This is a genomic window from Rossellomorea marisflavi, assembly GCF_009806575.1.
GTDB lineage: Bacteria > Bacillota > Bacilli > Bacillales > Bacillaceae_B > Rossellomorea > Rossellomorea marisflavi_A.
In genome coordinates this window covers 161,526-180,725 of sequence record NZ_CP047095.1, presented here as the reverse complement: position 1 = coordinate 180,725, position 19,200 = coordinate 161,526, and the positions used below count along the sequence as shown (strand labels likewise).

The window sequence follows — 19,200 nt, the reverse complement described above, 5'->3', positions numbered from 1 at the left end:
GTTGTATTAGGGTCACTTGAACCTTCCCTTTGTCCACCGGGTTGCCCCGATGTTTTGAAGAAGGATCATACGGTTCTGTGACTAGAACCGGGAGGCACCCGCCGATCGATCGATAGAACCTCCACCTCGTCAACTAAGCAGCCGCTTAGTCCTGGCGCTTTTTATAAATAATACGACCTCTTTCCACCTTTCCATTCTTGAGTCAAGTGTTTCCAGTATGTTGAAAAATTAAAAACAAAATCATCATACACCAGTTGCTTATCATCCGTCAATCAAATTATGGATGGACCGACCATTTGTTAGCGGTTTGTCACTGCTTCGCAACATGGTGACCACATGACCATCACTATAAAATATGCATGAGGGGTCGTGAGTGACCCCTCATGCATGGAAAATCAACTATTCAGCCAGGCCCATTTCCGCCTGTACCACGGCGACGATTTCATCGACGTATCGGGCGCAAAGTTCTTCTGTCGGAGCTTCTGCCATAACACGGACAAGGGGCTCGGTTCCGGATGGACGGACAAGGATCCGGCCGTTTCCGTTCATCTCGCCTTCCACCTTGCTGATGACTTCACTCACCTTGGCATTATCCGTTACGTGATGTTTATCGGTCACACGGACGTTCACAAGCTTTTGAGGAAACTTCTTCATTTCACCCGCAAGCTCAGATAGGGATTTCCCCGTGATCTTCATGATGTTCACAAGCTGGATTCCTGTAAGGAGTCCGTCACCTGTCGTGTTGTAATCCAGGAAGATGATGTGACCGGACTGTTCCCCGCCGAGGTTATAGTTGTTCTTCTTCATTTCCTCGACTACATAGCGATCTCCCACGGCCGTCTGGATGCTTTGGATGCCGTGCTCCTCGAGTCCTTTGTGGAATCCGAGGTTGCTCATGACGGTGGAGACGACCGTCGATTGCTTCAAACGACCTTCTGATTTAAGGAATTTCCCGCAGATGTACATGATCTGGTCTCCGTCGACGATTTCCCCATTTTCATCGATAGCGATGATCCGGTCTCCGTCTCCGTCAAAGGCAAGACCAAGGTCCGCTCCCTTTTCCTTCACCATTTCCGCGAGTGTTTCTGGATGCGTGGAACCTACTCCCTCGTTGATGTTCAACCCGTTCGGGGATGCTCCCATCGTGGAAATGTCGGCATCGAGATCGGCGAACAGATGCGTCGCAAGGGAAGAAGTGGCACCATGTGCACAATCGAGTGCGATATGTAGTCCGTCGAAGTCTTCATCCACTGTTTGTTTAAGGTATTGCAGATACTTTTGTCCACCCTCGAAGTAGTCGCTCACCTGACCGAGATCTCCGCCTACCGGACGAGGAAGGGTATCTTCAGTAGCATCAAGGAGCACTTCGATTTCATTCTCCTGGTCATCGGACAGCTTGAATCCGTCCGGTCCGAAGAATTTGATTCCGTTGTCTGCCACAGGATTGTGGGAAGCTGAGATCATGACCCCTGCCTGTGCCCCCAGTGCCTTAGTGAGGTAAGAGACTCCCGGTGTGGAAATGACTCCAAGACGCATGACTTCCGCTCCGATCGACAGCAATCCTGCAACGAGGGCGCCTTCGAGCATATGTCCTGAGATCCGCGTATCCCTTCCAATCAATATTTTGGGACGTGTGGCATCCTTCGTCAGTACGTAACCCCCGAATCTACCCAGCTTAAAAGCCAGTTCAGGTGTCAGTTCCGAGTTGGCTACTCCCCTTACTCCGTCTGTTCCAAAATACTTACCCATCATTATTCTCTCCTTTTTCAGCCATCGGCTGATGTGTTCTTATCTTTGATTTCTACGGTTACGGTCTTTTGTGACAGGGTCCAGTCCACGTTATCCGGTCCCTGTGCAGTAATCTCCACCTCATGTTCACCCGGCTCGAGTCCCGAGAGGTCAAGGGCAAGGGAGAAGTCATCCTTCGTCACCTTGCTCACCTCATCCTGGGGACCGCTGAGTGAGACATCCACAGCCTCAGCCTCGGGAGACGTCACGTTGTACTCATAGTCTTCCGGGAGGCCCTCCGGTGTGATCGGCACACCCGTCAGTTCCTTATCCTCATCTGTTGACACCTGTGAGACATCGATGGTGATCTCGACTTCCTCCGGTGTCACCTTATTGAGATCGGACTGCGGGCCGATCTTCACTTTCTTTGTCGTATCTTTCTTGATGTCCGAAAGGTCCACTTCGGCAAACAGCTCCTTCACTGTATCGAGGAGGCTCTGATTTCCGAATATGGTGGCTTCTTTTGGTTTGACGCTGATGGAATTGAGCGTCACGCCTTCAGGCAGCTCACCCTTCTCCTTCACCGAAATGGGGACGGTTTTGCTCGGGTTGGTGACCGAGACCGTCACGTCGACCGTTTCCGGTTCCACTTCGACATCCAGTTTATTATAGTTACGGTCGAGCACTTGTACCTGTGCTTCTCTCGTGACATTCTGGTTGATTTCATTATCGACATCGATGGTCGCCTTCACATAGGTGATGCGCTCCACTTCGTCTTTCGCACCTGTCACCTTCACGGTTTTAGGCTCCACTGCCAGTCCCTGGGCATCATAGCCGTCGGCAAGCAGTCCTTCATTGAACTCGGGCTCGACCCCGAATTCCTTCGTGACCTTCTCCTGAACTGACACATTCACATAGCCTGGATTGACCTTCGCCTTCATCTTATCCGATAGGTTGTCTATTTTGACTTCCACCTGATGGTTCCCAATGCCCACGTCATTCAGGTCGACGTACACTTGGAAGTCCTTCACCTGCTTGGCTGCCTGCACGAGGGCTTTCGGTCCTTCCAGCCTGACGTTCACCGTCTCGGGCATACCCGTGACGACAAGGTTATCACTGTCATAAAACACTTCAAGGGGCACATCCTGAACGGTTTCCACATCTTCCTGAGAGCTTCCGCTACTCGGACGATTCGCTTCTTTTTGAAGATCGCCGAAGTTGACGGACATATAGAGGATGAGTGCAAGCAGTAAACCGACGATGCGCATGAACCAACGGCTTTCCATAAACTTATCCATCTATTTCTTCCCCCTCCAGTTCCATTTCACCGAGGAAGCATTCGAACGTTCGCCAACGAGCTCATTCGTCAGGATCTCCTTGAAACGATCCAAAGTCAGGTCGCGATAAAGCTCACCATTCTTCGTAATGGAGATGGCACCTGTTTCCTCAGATACAACGATGGTAATGCTGTCTGTCACTTCGCTGACACCAAGCGCTGCCCGGTGCCGCGTACCGAGCTCCTTTGAAATGAACGGGCTCTCTGAAAGTGGCAGATAGCATGCCGCTGCCGCAATCTGATTCTTCTGAACGATGACGGCACCATCATGCAAAGGTGTATTCGGGATGAAAATGTTGATGAGGAGCTCTGATGAGATCTTGGAGTCGAGCGGGATCCCCGTCTCGATGTAATCACTCATCCCTGTTTCCCTCTCCAGGGTCAATAGGGCCCCGATGCGGCGCTTCGCCATATAGCTGACCGCTTTGGTCATGGATTCAATGATGCGTTCCTGCTCTTCATCCTCCTGCATGCCGGATCTCGAGAACAGACGGCCCCGGCCGAGCTGTTCGAGGGCCCGTCTCAATTCGGGCTGGAAGATGATGATGATGGCAAGGAATCCCCAGGTCAGTGCCTGCTGCATCATCCATCCGAGGGTATCAAGGCCAAAAATGCTACTGAGACCCCTTACAATGATGATAACGAAAATTCCTTTTAACAATTGTACTGCTTTCGTGCCTTTTATCAGCATGATGAGTTTGTAGATTACAAACCACACCACGAGAATATCTACAATATCGGAGACATAATCCAGTGCGGAGTAATCCGTAAAAATATCGAGAAACGGCATATTACATCCTCCAATAGCTTAATCGAAAGCGTAAGCCGCCATGTGGCTTCTTCATTTTCGTAACTTTTTTAGTATATCACATTTTGTCCTTGTCCATTAAAAGACACCCATGGCCTCTCTTGCTTTGAACTTACGTTTTACAGAAAAAAACTGACACCACGTGAATGCCAGCCCTTAGAGGGAACGTCATCCACGTCCCTCTAGTCTATCTTAATTTTCAACCATTTGCGAATTTCCTAAATCCACGGTTCCTTTGACACCTTCTTTGATCTTGTACCATAGCCATCCGAAGGCTTCATCGATCTCGTTGATATCTCCGGTCACACTTCCGGCAGAAGCGAGATACTTATCACCGTTGATGACGGTCACATCCCCCGTGACCTTTCCTTCTATCTTCACATCGCCATTTCGTACGGTCAGATCCCCCTTGACCACTTCCCCTTTAGGGACGAGGACCGTGTGATCCTGTACGACGAGATTGTCATGCTTGGTGAATGAGAAATCATCATTACCATTCCAGGAGGTGAAAAGTCCTCCCGTCATGAACGTCAGGAACAGCGCAGCCGCTGTGAGAAGCGGATGGCTTTTCAACCATCGCTGGAACCCTACTTTCTTCTTCTCCTTCGGAAGCCTTGCCATCACACTGTCAGTGAACCCGCTTGGTGCACTGATGTGCGAGGTGCTTTGTACAAAGGCGATCGCTTTTTTAAGCTCATGAAAATGATGCTGACAATCATCGCATTCCTGCAGATGTTTCTTCAGTTCCGATGCTTGGGTGCTTCCTATATCTCCATCAAGATAATCATGCATGTAGTCAATGACTTCTTCAGGACATGCTTTCATGAATGCTCCCCCTCTCTTACAAAGATCGTAATTGCTTCCGTAGGGCTTCCCGCCCTCTATGCACTCTCGTCTTCACTGTACCGAGCGGCATATCCAATATCTCACTGATTTCTTGAAGGGGCAGCTCCTCAATATACTTTAATACGATGACAGAACGATATTTCTGAGGTAATTTCGAAATTTCTTTCTGGATCGTCTCCTGGAGCTCCATATTCTCCACTTCTTCTTCAGGGAGCTGGATATCAGCTGCGATTTGAGAATACATGGTCAATCCGTCGGTCCCGGCTACTTCCGCATCCAGAAAGTAATCGGGTTTTTTCTTGCGTATCCGGTCTATGCAAAGGTTCGTCGCGATCCGGAACAGCCAGGTGCTGAACTTCCTGTTCTGATGGAACGTCTCGATATTCACATAGGCCCGTATGAACGCCTCCTGTGCAATATCTTCCGCCTCATGCCGATTCCCGAGCATCCTGTAGCACAGTTGGAATACCTTGTCTTTGTATAACTCCACAATTTCCCCAAATGCGTTCTGATCGCCTTTGAGAACCTGTTTGATTCTTCTATTGATGATTTCGTCCATTCCTCAACCTCCGCTCCATGCGGGTATCGTTATATACGTTACACCCTATTGAAAGGTTTCATAAATTTTTTATATTTTTTTATGCCTTTATTCTTCCACTATGTTCAGGACCTTTTATCGATGAATCCATCCCGACTATATGGGATACAGCCCATATGGCTCAATGCACCACTATAGTGGACGTATTTCAACGGAAAAAGTTACCCAATTTATAGGTAAAAACGATGTGAAACCAAGCCTGCAACCTATGTAAAACGGTCTCTCTTCATTATCCTAACAAATTTTTGCCTATAAATGTTTACAATTATTTCAAAAGGGGTATAAAGGGACTAATTATTTATATTTAGGGGGATTTTGGAAATGAGAGTACGCGTACGTGATCTACTGTTCGAGATAGAAGACTGCCGTCGCCAGATGGTCGAGATGGCCCTGAAGTCATCCTTCGCAGATGAGCAGGTCGTTGATATGAGTGTAAGGCTCGATGACTTACTAAACCAATATCAAGGGTGTAAACACCATTGAACATACAAAAAAGCTGATCCCCTGCGATAGGATGATCAGCCTTTTCTTTTATTTGTCTTTTTTAAAGAAGTTTTTCTCCAAACAGGGAGCCCATGAGCGCCACTGCCACTGTTGCCGTCTTATTCTTTTCATCGAGGATCGGATTAACTTCCACGAACTCTGCAGACGTAATCAGTCCGGATTCCTCCAGCATCTCCATGGCAAGATGACTTTCACGATAGCTGATCCCGCCGAGGACCGGTGTGCCCACTCCCGGTGCATCGCTCGGATCCAACCCATCAAGATCAAGGGACAGATGGACCCCGTCCGTTTTCTCCTTCAAATAATCAATCGCATCTTCCATCACGTTTGCCATGCCGAGACGATCGATTTCATGCATGGTGTAGACCTTGATGCCCTTTTCCTTTATAAGCTCCCTCTCGCCTTCGTCCAATGATCGGGCTCCAATCAGCACGACATTCTCAGGCTTAATCTTTACGCGGTCATGCCCGATATCCAGAAGATCCTCATGACCAAGTCCCAAGCTCACTGCAAGTGGCATTCCATGGATATTGCCTGAAGGGGATGTATCCGCCGTGTTCAGATCTCCATGGGCATCATACCAGATCACGCCCAGGTTTTCGTAGTGAGGCGATACACCGGCAAGCGTGCCGATGGCGATACTATGGTCCCCTCCGAAAATCAAAGGGAAATCCCCGCCTTCAATAACATCGTCCACTTTTGCTGCCAACGTCTTGCTGGCCTCAACCACCGCCTTAAGATTGCGAAGATTCGTATCCCTGTCCTTATGTACCCGCTCCGCCTGGCCGATCTTGATATCTCCAAGGTCCTTAATTGCATAGCCTAGATCCTCTAGCCTTTCAATCACACCTGCATATCGAATAGCGCTCGGTCCCATATCGACTCCACGCCTCATTTGACCCAAGTCCATCGGTACCCCAATAATCGAAATATTCTTCTTCATCCCAACCATCCTCTCATCTCATCGTTGTATCTCCCTCCATTGTATCCGCTTTCACATCAATGACTCAACTGCACATATTCATGTATATATATGCGGACAGTCCCTAAGCTTCCTTCCTAGGTTCTTCCCTCACCCTCTCATTTTCGCCCATAACAAAAAACTCCCACGAAAGAATTCGTGGGAGTTTTCATGATGAGCCATGAAGGATTCGAACCTTCGACCCTCTGATTAAAAGTCAGATGCTCTACCAACTGAGCTAATGGCTCGTAAATGGCTGGGCTAGCTGGATTCGAACCAACGCATGTCGCAGTCAAAGTGCGATGCCTTACCGCTTGGCTATAGCCCAATAAAATGGCATAAAAAAGGGACATTTATAAGGATGTCCATTTCACAAAAGATTATACAAAATGGTGGAGGGGGGCAGATTCGAACTGCCGAACCCGAAGGAGCGGATTTACAGTCCGCCGCGTTTAGCCACTTCGCTACCCCTCCAGCTAAAGGAAAAATGGTGCCGGCAAGAGGACTTGAACCCCCAACCTACTGATTACAAGTCAGTTGCTCTACCAGTTGAGCTACACCGGCATGTTCAGTTGTACTTGATCAGCAACACTCTTTGCATCCACCCAACTAAAAATAAAAACCCGTGAAGGTGATTGTTTTAGGCTTGTGTGTTAATAAAAAGAGCTTATGGTACGTTATTTTCACTCCGCTTCGCTGTGTGAAAAAACGATGGTGGAGGATGACGGGATCGAACCGCCGACCCTCTGCTTGTAAGGCAGATGCTCTCCCAGCTGAGCTAATCCTCCGTGTGTAAAAATGGTGACCCATACGGGATTCGAACCCGTGTTACCGCCGTGAAAGGGCGGTGTCTTAACCGCTTGACCAATGGGCCAGTCCTGATGTTTCTCAAAAAAAAAAAAAGAAAGCTTCCAACCGGGCTCGAACCGGTGACCTCTTCCTTACCATGGAAGCACTCTACCTGCTGAGCTATGGAAGCAATGGCTCCACAGGCAGGACTCGAACCTGCGACCGATCGGTTAACAGCCGATAGCTCTACCACTGAGCTACTGTGGAATGGTTAGCCTGGCGACGTCCTACTCTCGCAGGGGGAGATCCCCCAACTACCATCGGCGCTGAAGAGCTTAACTTCCGTGTTCGGCATGGGAACGGGTGTGACCTCTTCGCCAATGTCACCAGACAAATTGCTTACAATGACAAATATTATTATATAATATTTTCAAGGTTTTTCAAGGGGTAATTTAAAAATTATTCCCTGAAAACTAGATAAAGGGTTGATAGTCAATCATTACCGGCGTATCAGCCAGTCTGGCAGGCGCAACGCGCCTGCATTACGTTTGGTTAAGTCCTCGATCGATTAGTATCAGTCAGCTCCATGTGTCGCCACACTTCCACCTCTGACCTATCTACCTGATCATCTTTCAGGGATCTTACTCACATAAAGTGATGGGAAATCTCATCTCGAGGGGGGCTTCATGCTTAGATGCTTTCAGCACTTATCCCTTCCGCACATAGCTACCCAGCGATGCCTTTGGCAAGACAACTGGTACACCAGCGGTGCGTCCATCCCGGTCCTCTCGTACTAAGGACAGCTCCTCTCAAATTTCCTGCGCCCACGACGGATAGGGACCGAACTGTCTCACGACGTTCTGAACCCAGCTCGCGTACCGCTTTAATGGGCGAACAGCCCAACCCTTGGGACCGACTACAGCCCCAGGATGCGATGAGCCGACATCGAGGTGCCAAACCTCCCCGTCGATGTGGACTCTTGGGGGAGATAAGCCTGTTATCCCCGGGGTAGCTTTTATCCGTTGAGCGATGGCCCTTCCATGCGGAACCACCGGATCACTAAGCCCGACTTTCGTCCCTGCTCGACTTGTAGGTCTCGCAGTCAAGCTCCCTTGTGCCTTTACACTCTGCGAATGATTTCCAACCATTCTGAGGGAACCTTTGGGCGCCTCCGTTACTCTTTAGGAGGCGACCGCCCCAGTCAAACTGCCCACCTGACACTGTCTCCCACCCCGATAAGGGGCGCGGGTTAGAATGTCAACACAGCCAGGGTAGTATCCCACCGACGCCTCCACCGAAGCTAGCGCTCCGGCTTCCAAGGCTCCTACCTATCCTGTACAAGCTGTGCCAAAATTCAATATCAGGCTACAGTAAAGCTCCACGGGGTCTTTCCGTCCTGTCGCGGGTAACCTGCATCTTCACAGGTACTATAATTTCACCGAGTCTCTCGTTGAGACAGTGCCCAGATCGTTACGCCTTTCGTGCGGGTCGGAACTTACCCGACAAGGAATTTCGCTACCTTAGGACCGTTATAGTTACGGCCGCCGTTTACTGGGGCTTCGATTCGCACCTTCGCTTGCGCTAAGCACTCCTCTTAACCTTCCAGCACCGGGCAGGCGTCAGCCCCTATACTTCGCCTTACGGCTTCGCAGAGACCTGTGTTTTTGCTAAACAGTCGCCTGGGCCTATTCACTGCGGCTCTCTCGGGCTTGCACCCTACCAGAGCACCCCTTCTCCCGAAGTTACGGGGTCATTTTGCCGAGTTCCTTAACGAGAGTTCTCTCGCTCACCTTAGGATTCTCTCCTCGCCTACCTGTGTCGGTTTGCGGTACGGGCACCATCTTCCTCGCTAGAGGCTTTTCTTGGCAGTGTGGAATCAGGAACTTCGCTACTATAATTCGCTCGCTATCACAGCTCAGCCTTCACGATGATGGGATTTGCCTCATCATCAGCCTAACTGCTTAGACGCACATATCCAGCAGTGCGCTTACCCTATCCTCCTGCGTCCCCCCATTGCTCAAATGGAAGAAAGGTGGTACAGGAATATCAACCTGTTGTCCATCGTCTACGCCTATCGGCCTCGACTTAGGTCCCGACTAACCCTGAGCGGACGAGCCTTCCTCAGGAAACCTTAGGCATTCGGTGGATGGGATTCTCACCCATCTTTCGCTACTCATACCGGCATTCTCACTTCTAAGCACTCCACCAGTCCTTACGGTCTAGCTTCGCAGTCCTTAGAACGCTCTCCTACCACTGACACCAAACGGTGTCAATCCACAGCTTCGGTGATACGTTTAGCCCCGGTACATTTTCGGCGCAGAGTCACTCGACCAGTGAGCTATTACGCACTCTTTAAATGGTGGCTGCTTCTAAGCCAACATCCTGGTTGTCTAAGCAACTCCACATCCTTTTCCACTTAACGTATACTTTGGGACCTTAGCTGGTGGTCTGGGCTGTTTCCCTTTCGACTACGGATCTTATCACTCGCAGTCTGACTCCCATGGATAAGTCTTTGGCATTCGGAGTTTGTCTGAATTCGGTAACCCGATGAGGGCCCCTAGTCCAAACAGTGCTCTACCTCCAAGACTCTTACAACATGAGGCTAGCCCTAAAGCTATTTCGGAGAGAACCAGCTATCTCCAGGTTCGATTGGAATTTCTCCGCTACCCACACCTCATCCCCGCACTTTTCAACGTGCGTGGGTTCGGACCTCCATCCAGTGTTACCTGGACTTCATCCTGGACATGGGTAGATCACCTGGTTTCGGGTCTACGACCACATACTCATTCGCCCTATTCAGACTCGCTTTCGCTGCGGCTCCGTCTTCTCGACTTAACCTTGCATGGGATCGTAACTCGCCGGTTCATTCTACAAAAGGCACGCCATCACCCGTTAACGGGCTCTGACTACTTGTAGGCACACGGTTTCAGGTTCTATTTCACTCCCCTTCCGGGGTGCTTTTCACCTTTCCCTCACGGTACTGGTTCACTATCGGTCACTAGGGAGTATTTAGCCTTGGGAGATGGTCCTCCCAGCTTCCGACGGGATTTCACGTGTCCCGCCGTACTCAGGATCCACTCAAGAGGGAACGAAGTTTCGACTACAGGGTTGTTACCTTCTTTGACGAGCCTTTCCAGACTTCTTCGTCTACCCCGTTCCTTTGTAACTCCGTATAGAGTGTCCTACAACCCCAAGAGGCAAGCCTCTTGGTTTGGGCTAATCCCGTTTCGCTCGCCGCTACTCAGGGAATCGCATTTGCTTTCTCTTCCTCCAGGTACTTAGATGTTTCAGTTCCCTGGGTCTGCCTTCCAAGCTCTATGTATTCAAGCAAGGATACTGTTCCATTACGAACAGTGGGTTCCCCCATTCGGAAATCTTCGGATCAGCTCACTTACAGCTCCCCGAAGCATATCGGTGTTAGTCCCGTCCTTCATCGGCTCCTAGTGCCAAGGCATCCACCGTGCGCCCTTATTAACTTAACCGAATTGGTTAAAAACCTAAAATGGCGATACTCGGTAATTTCTTGACTATCAATAAAACTTTATCTAGTTTTCAAAGAACAATATAGAAGATGGATGTTTATTTTACTCCGCTTGCGCTTCGTAAAAAACTTAAACCATCAAAACTGAACAAAACTTCGACGTCGTCAAACGTTTTAGTAAATCTTCCTTAGAAAGGAGGTGATCCAGCCGCACCTTCCGATACGGCTACCTTGTTACGACTTCACCCCAATCATCTGTCCCACCTTAGGCGGCTGGCTCCAAAAGGTTACCTCACCGACTTCGGGTGTTACAAACTCTCGTGGTGTGACGGGCGGTGTGTACAAGGCCCGGGAACGTATTCACCGCGGCATGCTGATCCGCGATTACTAGCGATTCCAGCTTCATGTAGGCGAGTTGCAGCCTACAATCCGAACTGAGAACGGTTTTATGGGATTGGCTAAACCTCGCGGTCTTGCAGCCCTTTGTACCGTCCATTGTAGCACGTGTGTAGCCCAGGTCATAAGGGGCATGATGATTTGACGTCATCCCCACCTTCCTCCGGTTTGTCACCGGCAGTCATCTTAGAGTGCCCAACTGAATGCTGGCAACTAAGATCAAGGGTTGCGCTCGTTGCGGGACTTAACCCAACATCTCACGACACGAGCTGACGACAACCATGCACCACCTGTCACTCTGTCCCCCGAAGGGGAAAGCCCTATCTCTAGGGTTGTCAGAGGATGTCAAGACCTGGTAAGGTTCTTCGCGTTGCTTCGAATTAAACCACATGCTCCACCGCTTGTGCGGGCCCCCGTCAATTCCTTTGAGTTTCAGTCTTGCGACCGTACTCCCCAGGCGGAGTGCTTAATGCGTTAGCTGCAGCACTAAAGGGCGGAAACCCTCTAACACTTAGCACTCATCGTTTACGGCGTGGACTACCAGGGTATCTAATCCTGTTTGCTCCCCACGCTTTCGCGCCTCAGTGTCAGTTACAGACCAGAAAGTCGCCTTCGCCACTGGTGTTCCTCCAAATATCTACGCATTTCACCGCTACACTTGGAATTCCACTTTCCTCTTCTGCACTCAAGTTCCCCAGTTTCCAATGACCCTCCACGGTTGAGCCGTGGGCTTTCACATCAGACTTAAGAAACCACCTGCGCGCGCTTTACGCCCAATAATTCCGGACAACGCTTGCCACCTACGTATTACCGCGGCTGCTGGCACGTAGTTAGCCGTGGCTTTCTGGTTAGGTACCGTCAAGGTGCCGCCCTATTCGAACAGCACTTGTTCTTCCCTAACAACAGAGTTTTACGATCCGAAAACCTTCTTCACTCACGCGGCGTTGCTCCGTCAGACTTTCGTCCATTGCGGAAGATTCCCTACTGCTGCCTCCCGTAGGAGTCTGGGCCGTGTCTCAGTCCCAGTGTGGCCGATCACCCTCTCAGGTCGGCTACGCATCGTCGCCTTGGTGAGCCGTTACCTCACCAACTAGCTAATGCGCCGCGGGTCCATCTGTAAGTGATAGCCGAAGCCACCTTTCAACCTTCCCCCATGCGGGGGTAGGTGTTATCCGGTATTAGCCCCGGTTTCCCGGAGTTATCCCAGTCTTACAGGCAGGTTACCCACGTGTTACTCACCCGTCCGCCGCTGATCTCAGGGAGCAAGCTCCCATCGATCCGCTCGACTTGCATGTATTAGGCACGCCGCCAGCGTTCGTCCTGAGCCAGGATCAAACTCTCCATAAAAAGTTTGAATAGCTCTTAAAATAAATCTAGAATTAACGTTGACGTGTTTGTCTTGTTTTGTTCAGTTTTCAAGGTTCAAATGCTTGTCGCTGTCTCTTTCGGCGACTTTTCTAATTTACCACATCTTACTTCGTGGTGTCAACTGTTTTTTTAGCAAGTTTTTCATCTCTTGGTTTGAAATGCCTTTGCTGTAGCAGCGACGTTTAATAATATATCAGCTATTCAATCTCCGGTCAATACTTTTTAGTAAAAACATTGTTATTTTATTTGCGTCCTTCATCTCTCTCCTCAACATGCTTCAATTGTCTCTATACACGGGTTACGCATCCCTTCGGTTAGAAAGAACCCAAAGATCAACCAAGGCACGTACAATCCGAGATAAGCCGCACATGCCCCATATCCATTTACTGATTGGACTCGTCCTTGAACGAAGTCCTCTTCATATACTTTAAACACTCCTTGTGACTCGCGATCCTTCTGAATAGGGAAAACAAAATCGCATAGCGTTCATCCATGGCACGCTTCACGATATATTCAATCCTTGCGTCTTTCAAGTCGAACAGAATTTCGTCCATTTCACGTTTCAGTAAATATTCGATCTCTTGCTTCTCTCTGTCGTCGATTAAAAACCCAAGCAATTATGCCACCCCTTACTGTTGATAATTGTAGTTTTTTCCATATAAAGATTTTTATAATCATTTTTTTCGAATATAGATATTTTCAGGGGGACATGCATAAGGTGTAATACGCATTGAAATCGACAACAGAAGAACAGGGGGATGGCATGTGAGTACATTTCATACGGTGAATGCCAAGAGACTGAAGCAGGTTGCACTGATTATCGTCATATCTTTTTTCACCGCTCTGATGGTGTATAGTGCGAATACATCAAGTATTGCTGTCTTCGGAACCAAAGATGGACCGAAGGCGGTTTTCAAAGGAGAGAAAGGCGTTGCCCTGACCTTTAATATCGGATGGGGAGATGAAAAAGCGAAGCCTATATTGCAGGAATTAAAGAGGATGAATGTTCAGTCCGCCACTTTCTTTCTATCCGGCGCCTGGGCCGAACGCCATCCTGAGCTGGTGGACCAGATTGTGAAGCAGGGCTACGAGATCGGAAATCTGGGATATGCTTACTCAGACTACACAGATATGGAACCTGAAAAGATCAGACAAGACATCCTGAAGGCCGATACGATCTTCAAAAAACTCAATGTGCAGGAGGTGAAGCTGCTTAGAAGCCCAACAGGCCACTTCGATAAAGAAACGCTGAAGGTGGCGGATTCACTTGGACTCACCCTTGTACACTGGAGTGTGGACTCAAAAGACTGGACCAACCCTGGAGTGGATGAAATCGTCGAAAATGTCGGTGAAGCGAAGAAAGGGGATATCATCCTTCTGCACGCTTCTGATTCTGCCAAGCAGACTCAGAAGGCCCTTCCTGAAATCATAAAGGAACTTCAGTCCAAAGGAAGCTTCATCAATGTATCGGATATGATATCAAACGGTGATGCCAAGTCTTCCCTGATCCAATGAAAAAAGGCCGTCAGCTGACGGCCTTTTTCTCATCCTGTCTTTTGTTGTCTCTCGGTACGGGAATTTTCCAGATAACGCGGAAGCATCAGCAGCTGATAGGCGTTACAGGATATAAGAGCCAGGAGCATCAGGTACAGCCAGTCGATGGAGTTCACCAACAGGACAGGGAGCCATTCCAGTGTCGTAATGACAATCATAAAGAATAAAGCGGATACATAAGTGTTCGAGCTCGACTGCTGATTCTTGAAATAGGCGGTGACTGCCCCAATCAACAAGATGCCGAATCCAAGGAGGATATATGGCAGATAGGAATCATCCGCTTCTGCGAATGCCCTGAACCGGAAATAAATGAGATCGAATAACACGAATAGAATCAACAAGAACTGCACTGGATTCCACAGCCCCTTGAATAACCCCATGCCAAATTGATGGATTGTCAAATAGGCGAAATACCCCATTTGGCTGATGACACTGAAGGTGAAGCCTACAAATAAGAACCATAACAGGCTCGATAAGATCCCCAGTACGTCTCCATCACTGACATATGGACCGAACTGATCCCATCTGATGAACAAGGATGCCACTCCGGTCACTAATCCCCCGACTAGCAGCGTATGAATGAAAAAACGGATCCAATTACGGATGGTCACTTCTACTTTCCCCCAAATCTAAATATATGGACTCTTCTGATTGTACCAAACGCTTTCATGAAAAATCCATATGGCCCATGATTAATAAGTATATTTTTTGTGTCCGGCTCCATATTAAAGGTAAGGGAACTTGTATGAAAGGAGCCTGACCATGAAACGATTATCCTTTCTTGTGCTGTCATCCTTCTTTCTCTTGACTGCCTGTGGTGGCGGAGGAACGGAGACCGGCAAAATGGACTATGAAGAAACCAAGAAAATGGTTGTCGATATATTGAAAACAGACGATGGCAAAAAGGCTATCAAAGAAATCATGAGTGACGATGAAATGAAATCAGAGCTGATCCTGAATGAAAAAGTCGTAACAGATACCATTTCGAAGACCCTCACGTCGGAAAAAGGCGTGGAGTTCTGGAAGAAGGCCTTTGAAGACCCGAAGTTTGCTGAAACGATGGCGAAAAGCATGAAGGAAGGCAACGAAAAGCTTCTGAAAGACCTCATGAAAGATCCCGAGTACCAAGGCATGATGATTGACCTATTCAAGGATCCTGCCATGCAGAAAGATATCATCGAAGCCCTTAAAAGCAAGGAATATCGCGAGCACCTTCAACAGGTGATCATTGAAACACTCCAAAGCCCGCTCTTCCAGTCGAAGATCCAGGAAGCCATGGATAAAGGATCTACGGGAAATCAAAAAAGTGGTAAGACCCTTAATGACCAAGGCGGCGGAAGTACCTCCGGTGGAGGTCAGGGTGGCGGTGCTTAACGCAAAAAGGCCGGATCAATCGGGATTTCCCGATTATCCGGCCTTTTTTATGAAAGTTTTTCAATCACCTTATGAGCGATCTCGCCATAGATCTGACCCAGGCGGTGATCGGCTGCATAGACAGAAGGAGCAAAGTCCTCTTCATTCCAATCCGGCTGTTGAAGAGGCAACTTACCAAGGAGATCGGTGCGCAGTTCTTCCGTCAGCTTCTCTCCTCCGCCTTGACCAAAGACGAATTCCTTCTCACCCGTGATCTTACTCTCGAAATACGACATATTCTCTACGACACCAAGAATGTCATGATCCGTCTGGAGGGCCATGGCACCTGCACGTGCAGCCACAAAGGCAGCTGTCGGATGCGGAGTCGTCACAATGATCTCCTTGCACTTAGGAAGCATCGTATGAACGTCGAGTGCCACATCCCCTGTTCCCGGCGGCAAATCGAGTAGAAGGTAATCAAGGTCTCCCCATTCTACGTCGGAGAAGAAGTTATTCAGCATTTTACCAAGCATCGGTCCCCTCCAGATGACAGGGGCATTGTCTTCCACAAAGAAGCCCATGGAAATGACTTTCACCCCGAACCGTTCTACTGGAATGATCTTTTCCCCACGTACAACCGGACGCTTCATGATCCCCATCATATCAGGAACACTGAATCCGTAAATATCGGCATCCACAAGACCGACCTTCTTCCCTTGACGCGCCAGTGAGACGGCAAGGTTCACAGAAACCGTCGATTTGCCCACGCCACCCTTACCGCTTGCAATAGCGATGAACGTCGTCTTGCTTGCAGGTGAAAGAAGATCCGTTCCTTCCCCACCTGAACCCCTGTGCTTCTCAAGCTCTTCATCAGACAGCTCCGTAAAACGGATCCCCACTGAAGCAGCCCCGTTATCTTTGAGAAGCTGAACGACCTTCTGCTGGAACTGCAGCTGCTCGCCTGTCCCCGTCTTAGCCAACGCAATTTTCACGCTGATATGATTTTTCTCCTCCTTGATCGAAATCTCCTCTATACCGTTCGTTTCACCTAATGTTTTATGTAAAAAAGGATCCTGCAATCCCGCCAACAATTCACGTGCCTGCTGTTCCGTCAACATACGTAACCACCCTTTACTTTGTATTCGTTTTCACTGTTTCCAGTATAACATATCCAGCCTAGAATGAATGATCAAAACGTTCGGAATGTTTTACTGGTATAACGAAAAGCGGAGGGGGCTTGGTCTGAGGCGACAAGCATAATACGAAGATCTCGGAAAGGCGTTCTTGGCCTTTTTGAGATCTTTGGCTTATGACCTCGAGCCTCAAGCCCCCGGAGCTGGACATCAACGAAAAGCGGAGGCGGGTTGGTCTGACCCGACAAGCATAAGGCAAGAACCCGGAAAGGCGTTCTGTGCCTTTTTGGGTTCTTGACTTATGACCTCGAGGGTCAACCCGCCGGAGCTGGACATCACGAAAAGCGGAGGAGGCTTGGTCTGAGGCGACAAGCATAATACGAAGATCTCGGAAAGGCGTTCTTGGCCTTTTTGAGATCTTTGGCTTATGACCTCGAGCCTCAAGCCCCCGGAGCTGGACATCAACGAAAAGCGCAGGCGGGTCGGTCTGACCCGACAAGCATAAGACGAGAACCTGAAAAGGCGCTCTTGGCCTTTTGGGTTCTTGGCTTATGACCTCGAGGGTCAACCCACCGGAGCTAGACACCACGAAAAGCGGAGGGGCTCGCTCTGAGGTGACAAGCAAACGACAAGGAAGGAGATGCTGATCAAAACGAAGGCTCTTCCTCCACAACAAAAAGACCCGATCCCCAGAAGGAATACGGGTCCCTGCACTATTCCTTTTTATCCGGTGCTTCGGCAAGATAATCCATGATCCCTTCATAAACCGATGCAGCGATCTTTTCCTGGTAATCCTTCTTGAGAAGATTCGCCCGCTCCCCCGGGTTTGATAGGAAGCCGATTTCCACGAGGGCGCCTGGCTTCTTGGCGTGCTTCAGGATATAGACATTCTGGAGCCCCTTCGCTTCCCTTGTCGTATTCTCCAGATTTCGGATCAGTTCTTTTTGGATGGCTTTGGCGAATGCCTCGTTTTCCTTGAACTTCGGATTGTAGAACGTTTGTGCCCCGCTCCATTGTGCAGACGGAATTGAGTTCAGGTGTACGCTTAGATACAGGTCGGCCTCAGAATCATTGATACGCTTCAAGCGTTCATGAAGGTCTTCGACTTTCCTCCTGCTGTATCCCTTCGTATCTTCATCTGCCAGATCTACGTCTTCTTCCCTGGTCATGATCACAAGGGCTCCCTGCTCCTGGAGATAGTCCCTGATCATGATGGAGACATCAAGAGCGATATCCTTCTCAAGGGCGTTCTTGTCCCCTGCACCACCGTCAGGACCACCGTGACCGGGATCTATATAGATCACCTTACCGGATAAGGGGAGATTCCATGACCCCCACGTATTCTTATCCAGGATTTTATATTGAATAATAAACAGCACCGCTGCCAGCGCAGCGATCATCCCGATGACTTTTAGCTTTTGACGCATGATCGTCCTCCTGTCCCATTTGCCTTATTAAAAAATATGGGACAAGAAAGACATTTAGAACCCCTTTAGTGAAGCCTGAGCTTAAGACGCTTCATTCCCTGCTGATATCCTTCCTCCCACCATGTTTCCACAAAATGCTCACAGGAGTGATAGAAGGATTCATCCACCGGCTGGGTGACACCGACTTCGGCCCAGTAGAGCCAGAAGTTATACAGCGTATCGATGAAGTGCTTGAGTTCTGTATGGCAGCGCTGCTTTACTCGCTCTTCCCCTTCACCTTCATGACCGAACTTGCTGACTTTCCCTCCGAGCAGGTAGGCCTCGATTGCCACATCGAAACAGGCTTCATCAAAGCCCTCCTGCATGAAGGTGCCGCCTTGTATCTTTATATAACCGAAATGTTTCCTGACGCTCTCCTGAAGCATCTTGATGGAGATGCCACGGAGGAGGGTCCGTTCGGATTTGATTTCTTTTTCGCGTTGTTTCGTTGTAAAAGTCGTGATGACGTTCAACACTAATCCACCCCTTTGACCCTATTCTCCTTCTCAGGAGACCGGTTCATTCGAGGAACTGTTACCAAGGGAGATTTTTGAAGGCGGCCCTGTCATAAAGTCGTGTCGCCAGGGCAAAATGAAAAAAGACCCAACCAAAAAGGTCGGGTCTTCCATGAAAAATTAACGTTTTGAGAATTGTGGCGCGCGACGTGCACCTTTAAGACCGTATTTTTTTACGCTCATTCAAAAGTAGAATTAATTATCTTTATCCGGAAATAAATAAACTCCTTTAAATCATCACCTTATCCTGGGACCAATTTCCCCAAAAGGTATTCTTGGTATTATGCATTTTACGGAAATTACATGCCCATGCGCCCTGATGAACTTTGATCGATAACCCTTAAACGTATTTTTAAAACGTTTG

The 19,200-nt window shown here is 48.9% G+C and carries 14 protein-coding genes, 8 tRNA genes and 3 rRNA genes; 3 read left to right on the top strand and 22 right to left on the bottom strand.

All coding sequences use genetic code 11. The features are described 5' to 3' along the window. Window positions 1-399: 399 nt before the first annotated feature. The 5 genes from glmM to sigW all read right to left on the bottom strand — a co-directional run bounded on the left by glmM (window position 400) and on the right by sigW (window position 5,277). Entirely contained in the window at window positions 400-1,749 is a 1,350-nt protein-coding gene (gene glmM, locus D5E69_RS01045; RefSeq protein ID WP_048007327.1) for a phosphoglucosamine mutase, read from the bottom strand. A gap of 17 nt (window positions 1,750-1,766) precedes the next feature. After that, entirely contained in the window at window positions 1,767-3,026 is a 1,260-nt protein-coding gene (locus D5E69_RS01040; protein ID WP_048007328.1) for a CdaR family protein, read from the bottom strand. Further along, window positions 3,027-3,854, bottom strand: coding sequence for a diadenylate cyclase CdaA (gene cdaA, locus D5E69_RS01035; protein WP_048007329.1), 828 nt, complete (start codon window positions 3,852-3,854; stop codon window positions 3,027-3,029). A gap of 210 nt (window positions 3,855-4,064) precedes the next feature. Beyond that, window positions 4,065-4,697, bottom strand: coding sequence for an anti-sigma factor family protein (locus D5E69_RS01030; RefSeq protein ID WP_048007330.1), 633 nt, complete (start codon window positions 4,695-4,697; stop codon window positions 4,065-4,067). Between the two features lie 16 nt (window positions 4,698-4,713). Beyond that, window positions 4,714-5,277, bottom strand: a complete 564-nt coding sequence (gene sigW / locus D5E69_RS01025; RefSeq protein ID WP_048007331.1) for an RNA polymerase sigma factor SigW — start codon at window positions 5,275-5,277, stop codon at window positions 4,714-4,716. A 360-nt stretch (window positions 5,278-5,637) separates the two neighbouring features. Between sigW and D5E69_RS01020 the strand changes: the two genes are divergently transcribed. Beyond that, complete coding sequence (locus D5E69_RS01020) at window positions 5,638-5,799, top strand: aspartyl-phosphate phosphatase Spo0E family protein (RefSeq protein WP_082139417.1); 162 nt, start codon at window positions 5,638-5,640, stop codon at window positions 5,797-5,799. 61 nt (window positions 5,800-5,860) lie between these two features. Here D5E69_RS01020 and rocF read toward each other — a convergent pair whose 3' ends face one another. The 13 genes from rocF to D5E69_RS00955 all read right to left on the bottom strand — a co-directional run bounded on the left by rocF (window position 5,861) and on the right by D5E69_RS00955 (window position 13,432). After that, window positions 5,861-6,763, bottom strand: coding sequence for an arginase (rocF, locus tag D5E69_RS01015; protein WP_048007332.1), 903 nt, complete (start codon window positions 6,761-6,763; stop codon window positions 5,861-5,863). Between the two features lie 193 nt (window positions 6,764-6,956). Beyond that, a tRNA-Lys gene (locus D5E69_RS01010) sits at window positions 6,957-7,029 on the bottom strand. A gap of 5 nt (window positions 7,030-7,034) precedes the next feature. After that, a tRNA-Gln gene (locus D5E69_RS01005) sits at window positions 7,035-7,109 on the bottom strand. Window positions 7,110-7,171: 62 nt separating this feature from the next. Continuing rightward, window positions 7,172-7,255 (bottom strand) — tRNA-Tyr (locus D5E69_RS01000). A 14-nt stretch (window positions 7,256-7,269) separates the two neighbouring features. Beyond that, window positions 7,270-7,345: transfer RNA gene (locus D5E69_RS00995), tRNA-Thr, on the bottom strand. 148 nt (window positions 7,346-7,493) lie between these two features. After that, window positions 7,494-7,569, bottom strand: a tRNA-Val gene (locus D5E69_RS00990). Window positions 7,570-7,580: 11 nt separating this feature from the next. After that, window positions 7,581-7,655, bottom strand: a tRNA-Glu gene (locus D5E69_RS00985). 32 nt (window positions 7,656-7,687) lie between these two features. Then, a tRNA-Thr gene (locus tag D5E69_RS00980) sits at window positions 7,688-7,760 on the bottom strand. A 2-nt stretch (window positions 7,761-7,762) separates the two neighbouring features. After that, a tRNA-Asn gene (locus D5E69_RS00975) sits at window positions 7,763-7,837 on the bottom strand. A 7-nt stretch (window positions 7,838-7,844) separates the two neighbouring features. Further along, window positions 7,845-7,961: ribosomal RNA gene (gene rrf, locus D5E69_RS00970) — 5S ribosomal RNA — on the bottom strand. Between the two features lie 157 nt (window positions 7,962-8,118). Next, a 23S ribosomal RNA gene (locus D5E69_RS00965) occupies window positions 8,119-11,052 on the bottom strand. A gap of 191 nt (window positions 11,053-11,243) precedes the next feature. Then, a 16S ribosomal RNA gene (locus D5E69_RS00960) occupies window positions 11,244-12,794 on the bottom strand. The 16S, 23S and 5S rRNA genes sit together here with 8 tRNA genes alongside, the layout of an rRNA operon. A 404-nt stretch (window positions 12,795-13,198) precedes the next feature. Then, complete coding sequence (locus D5E69_RS00955; protein ID WP_048007645.1) at window positions 13,199-13,432, bottom strand: hypothetical protein; 234 nt, start codon at window positions 13,430-13,432, stop codon at window positions 13,199-13,201. A gap of 148 nt (window positions 13,433-13,580) precedes the next feature. Between D5E69_RS00955 and pdaB the strand changes: the two genes are divergently transcribed. Next, the gene (gene pdaB, locus D5E69_RS00950; RefSeq protein WP_048013972.1) at window positions 13,581-14,330 is read left to right on the top strand and encodes a polysaccharide deacetylase family sporulation protein PdaB; all 750 of its coding nucleotides are present in this window, start codon (window positions 13,581-13,583) and stop codon (window positions 14,328-14,330) included. Window positions 14,331-14,359: 29 nt separating this feature from the next. Here the strand turns inward: pdaB and D5E69_RS00945 are convergent, their stop codons facing one another. Continuing rightward, window positions 14,360-14,980 carry a KinB-signaling pathway activation protein gene (locus D5E69_RS00945; RefSeq protein WP_159129086.1) on the bottom strand — a complete coding sequence of 207 codons (621 nt, stop codon included), beginning with the start codon at window positions 14,978-14,980 and terminating at the stop codon, window positions 14,360-14,362. A 151-nt stretch (window positions 14,981-15,131) separates the two neighbouring features. Between D5E69_RS00945 and gerD the strand changes: the two genes are divergently transcribed. Further along, window positions 15,132-15,743, top strand: a complete 612-nt coding sequence (gene gerD / locus D5E69_RS00940; protein ID WP_048007642.1) for a spore germination lipoprotein GerD — start codon at window positions 15,132-15,134, stop codon at window positions 15,741-15,743. 47 nt (window positions 15,744-15,790) lie between these two features. Here gerD and D5E69_RS00935 read toward each other — a convergent pair whose 3' ends face one another. From D5E69_RS00935 to D5E69_RS00925, 3 genes are all read right to left on the bottom strand, one after another. Further along, window positions 15,791-16,840: a P-loop NTPase gene (locus D5E69_RS00935; RefSeq protein ID WP_048007641.1), complete on the bottom strand. Its 1,050-nt coding sequence runs from the start codon at window positions 16,838-16,840 to the stop codon at window positions 15,791-15,793. Window positions 16,841-17,568: 728 nt separating this feature from the next. Then, complete coding sequence (cwlD, locus tag D5E69_RS00930; protein ID WP_063191357.1) at window positions 17,569-18,282, bottom strand: N-acetylmuramoyl-L-alanine amidase CwlD; 714 nt, start codon at window positions 18,280-18,282, stop codon at window positions 17,569-17,571. A 65-nt stretch (window positions 18,283-18,347) separates the two neighbouring features. After that, window positions 18,348-18,797: a DUF2521 family protein gene (locus D5E69_RS00925; protein WP_142245773.1), complete on the bottom strand. Its 450-nt coding sequence runs from the start codon at window positions 18,795-18,797 to the stop codon at window positions 18,348-18,350. Window positions 18,798-19,200 lie beyond the last annotated feature (403 nt).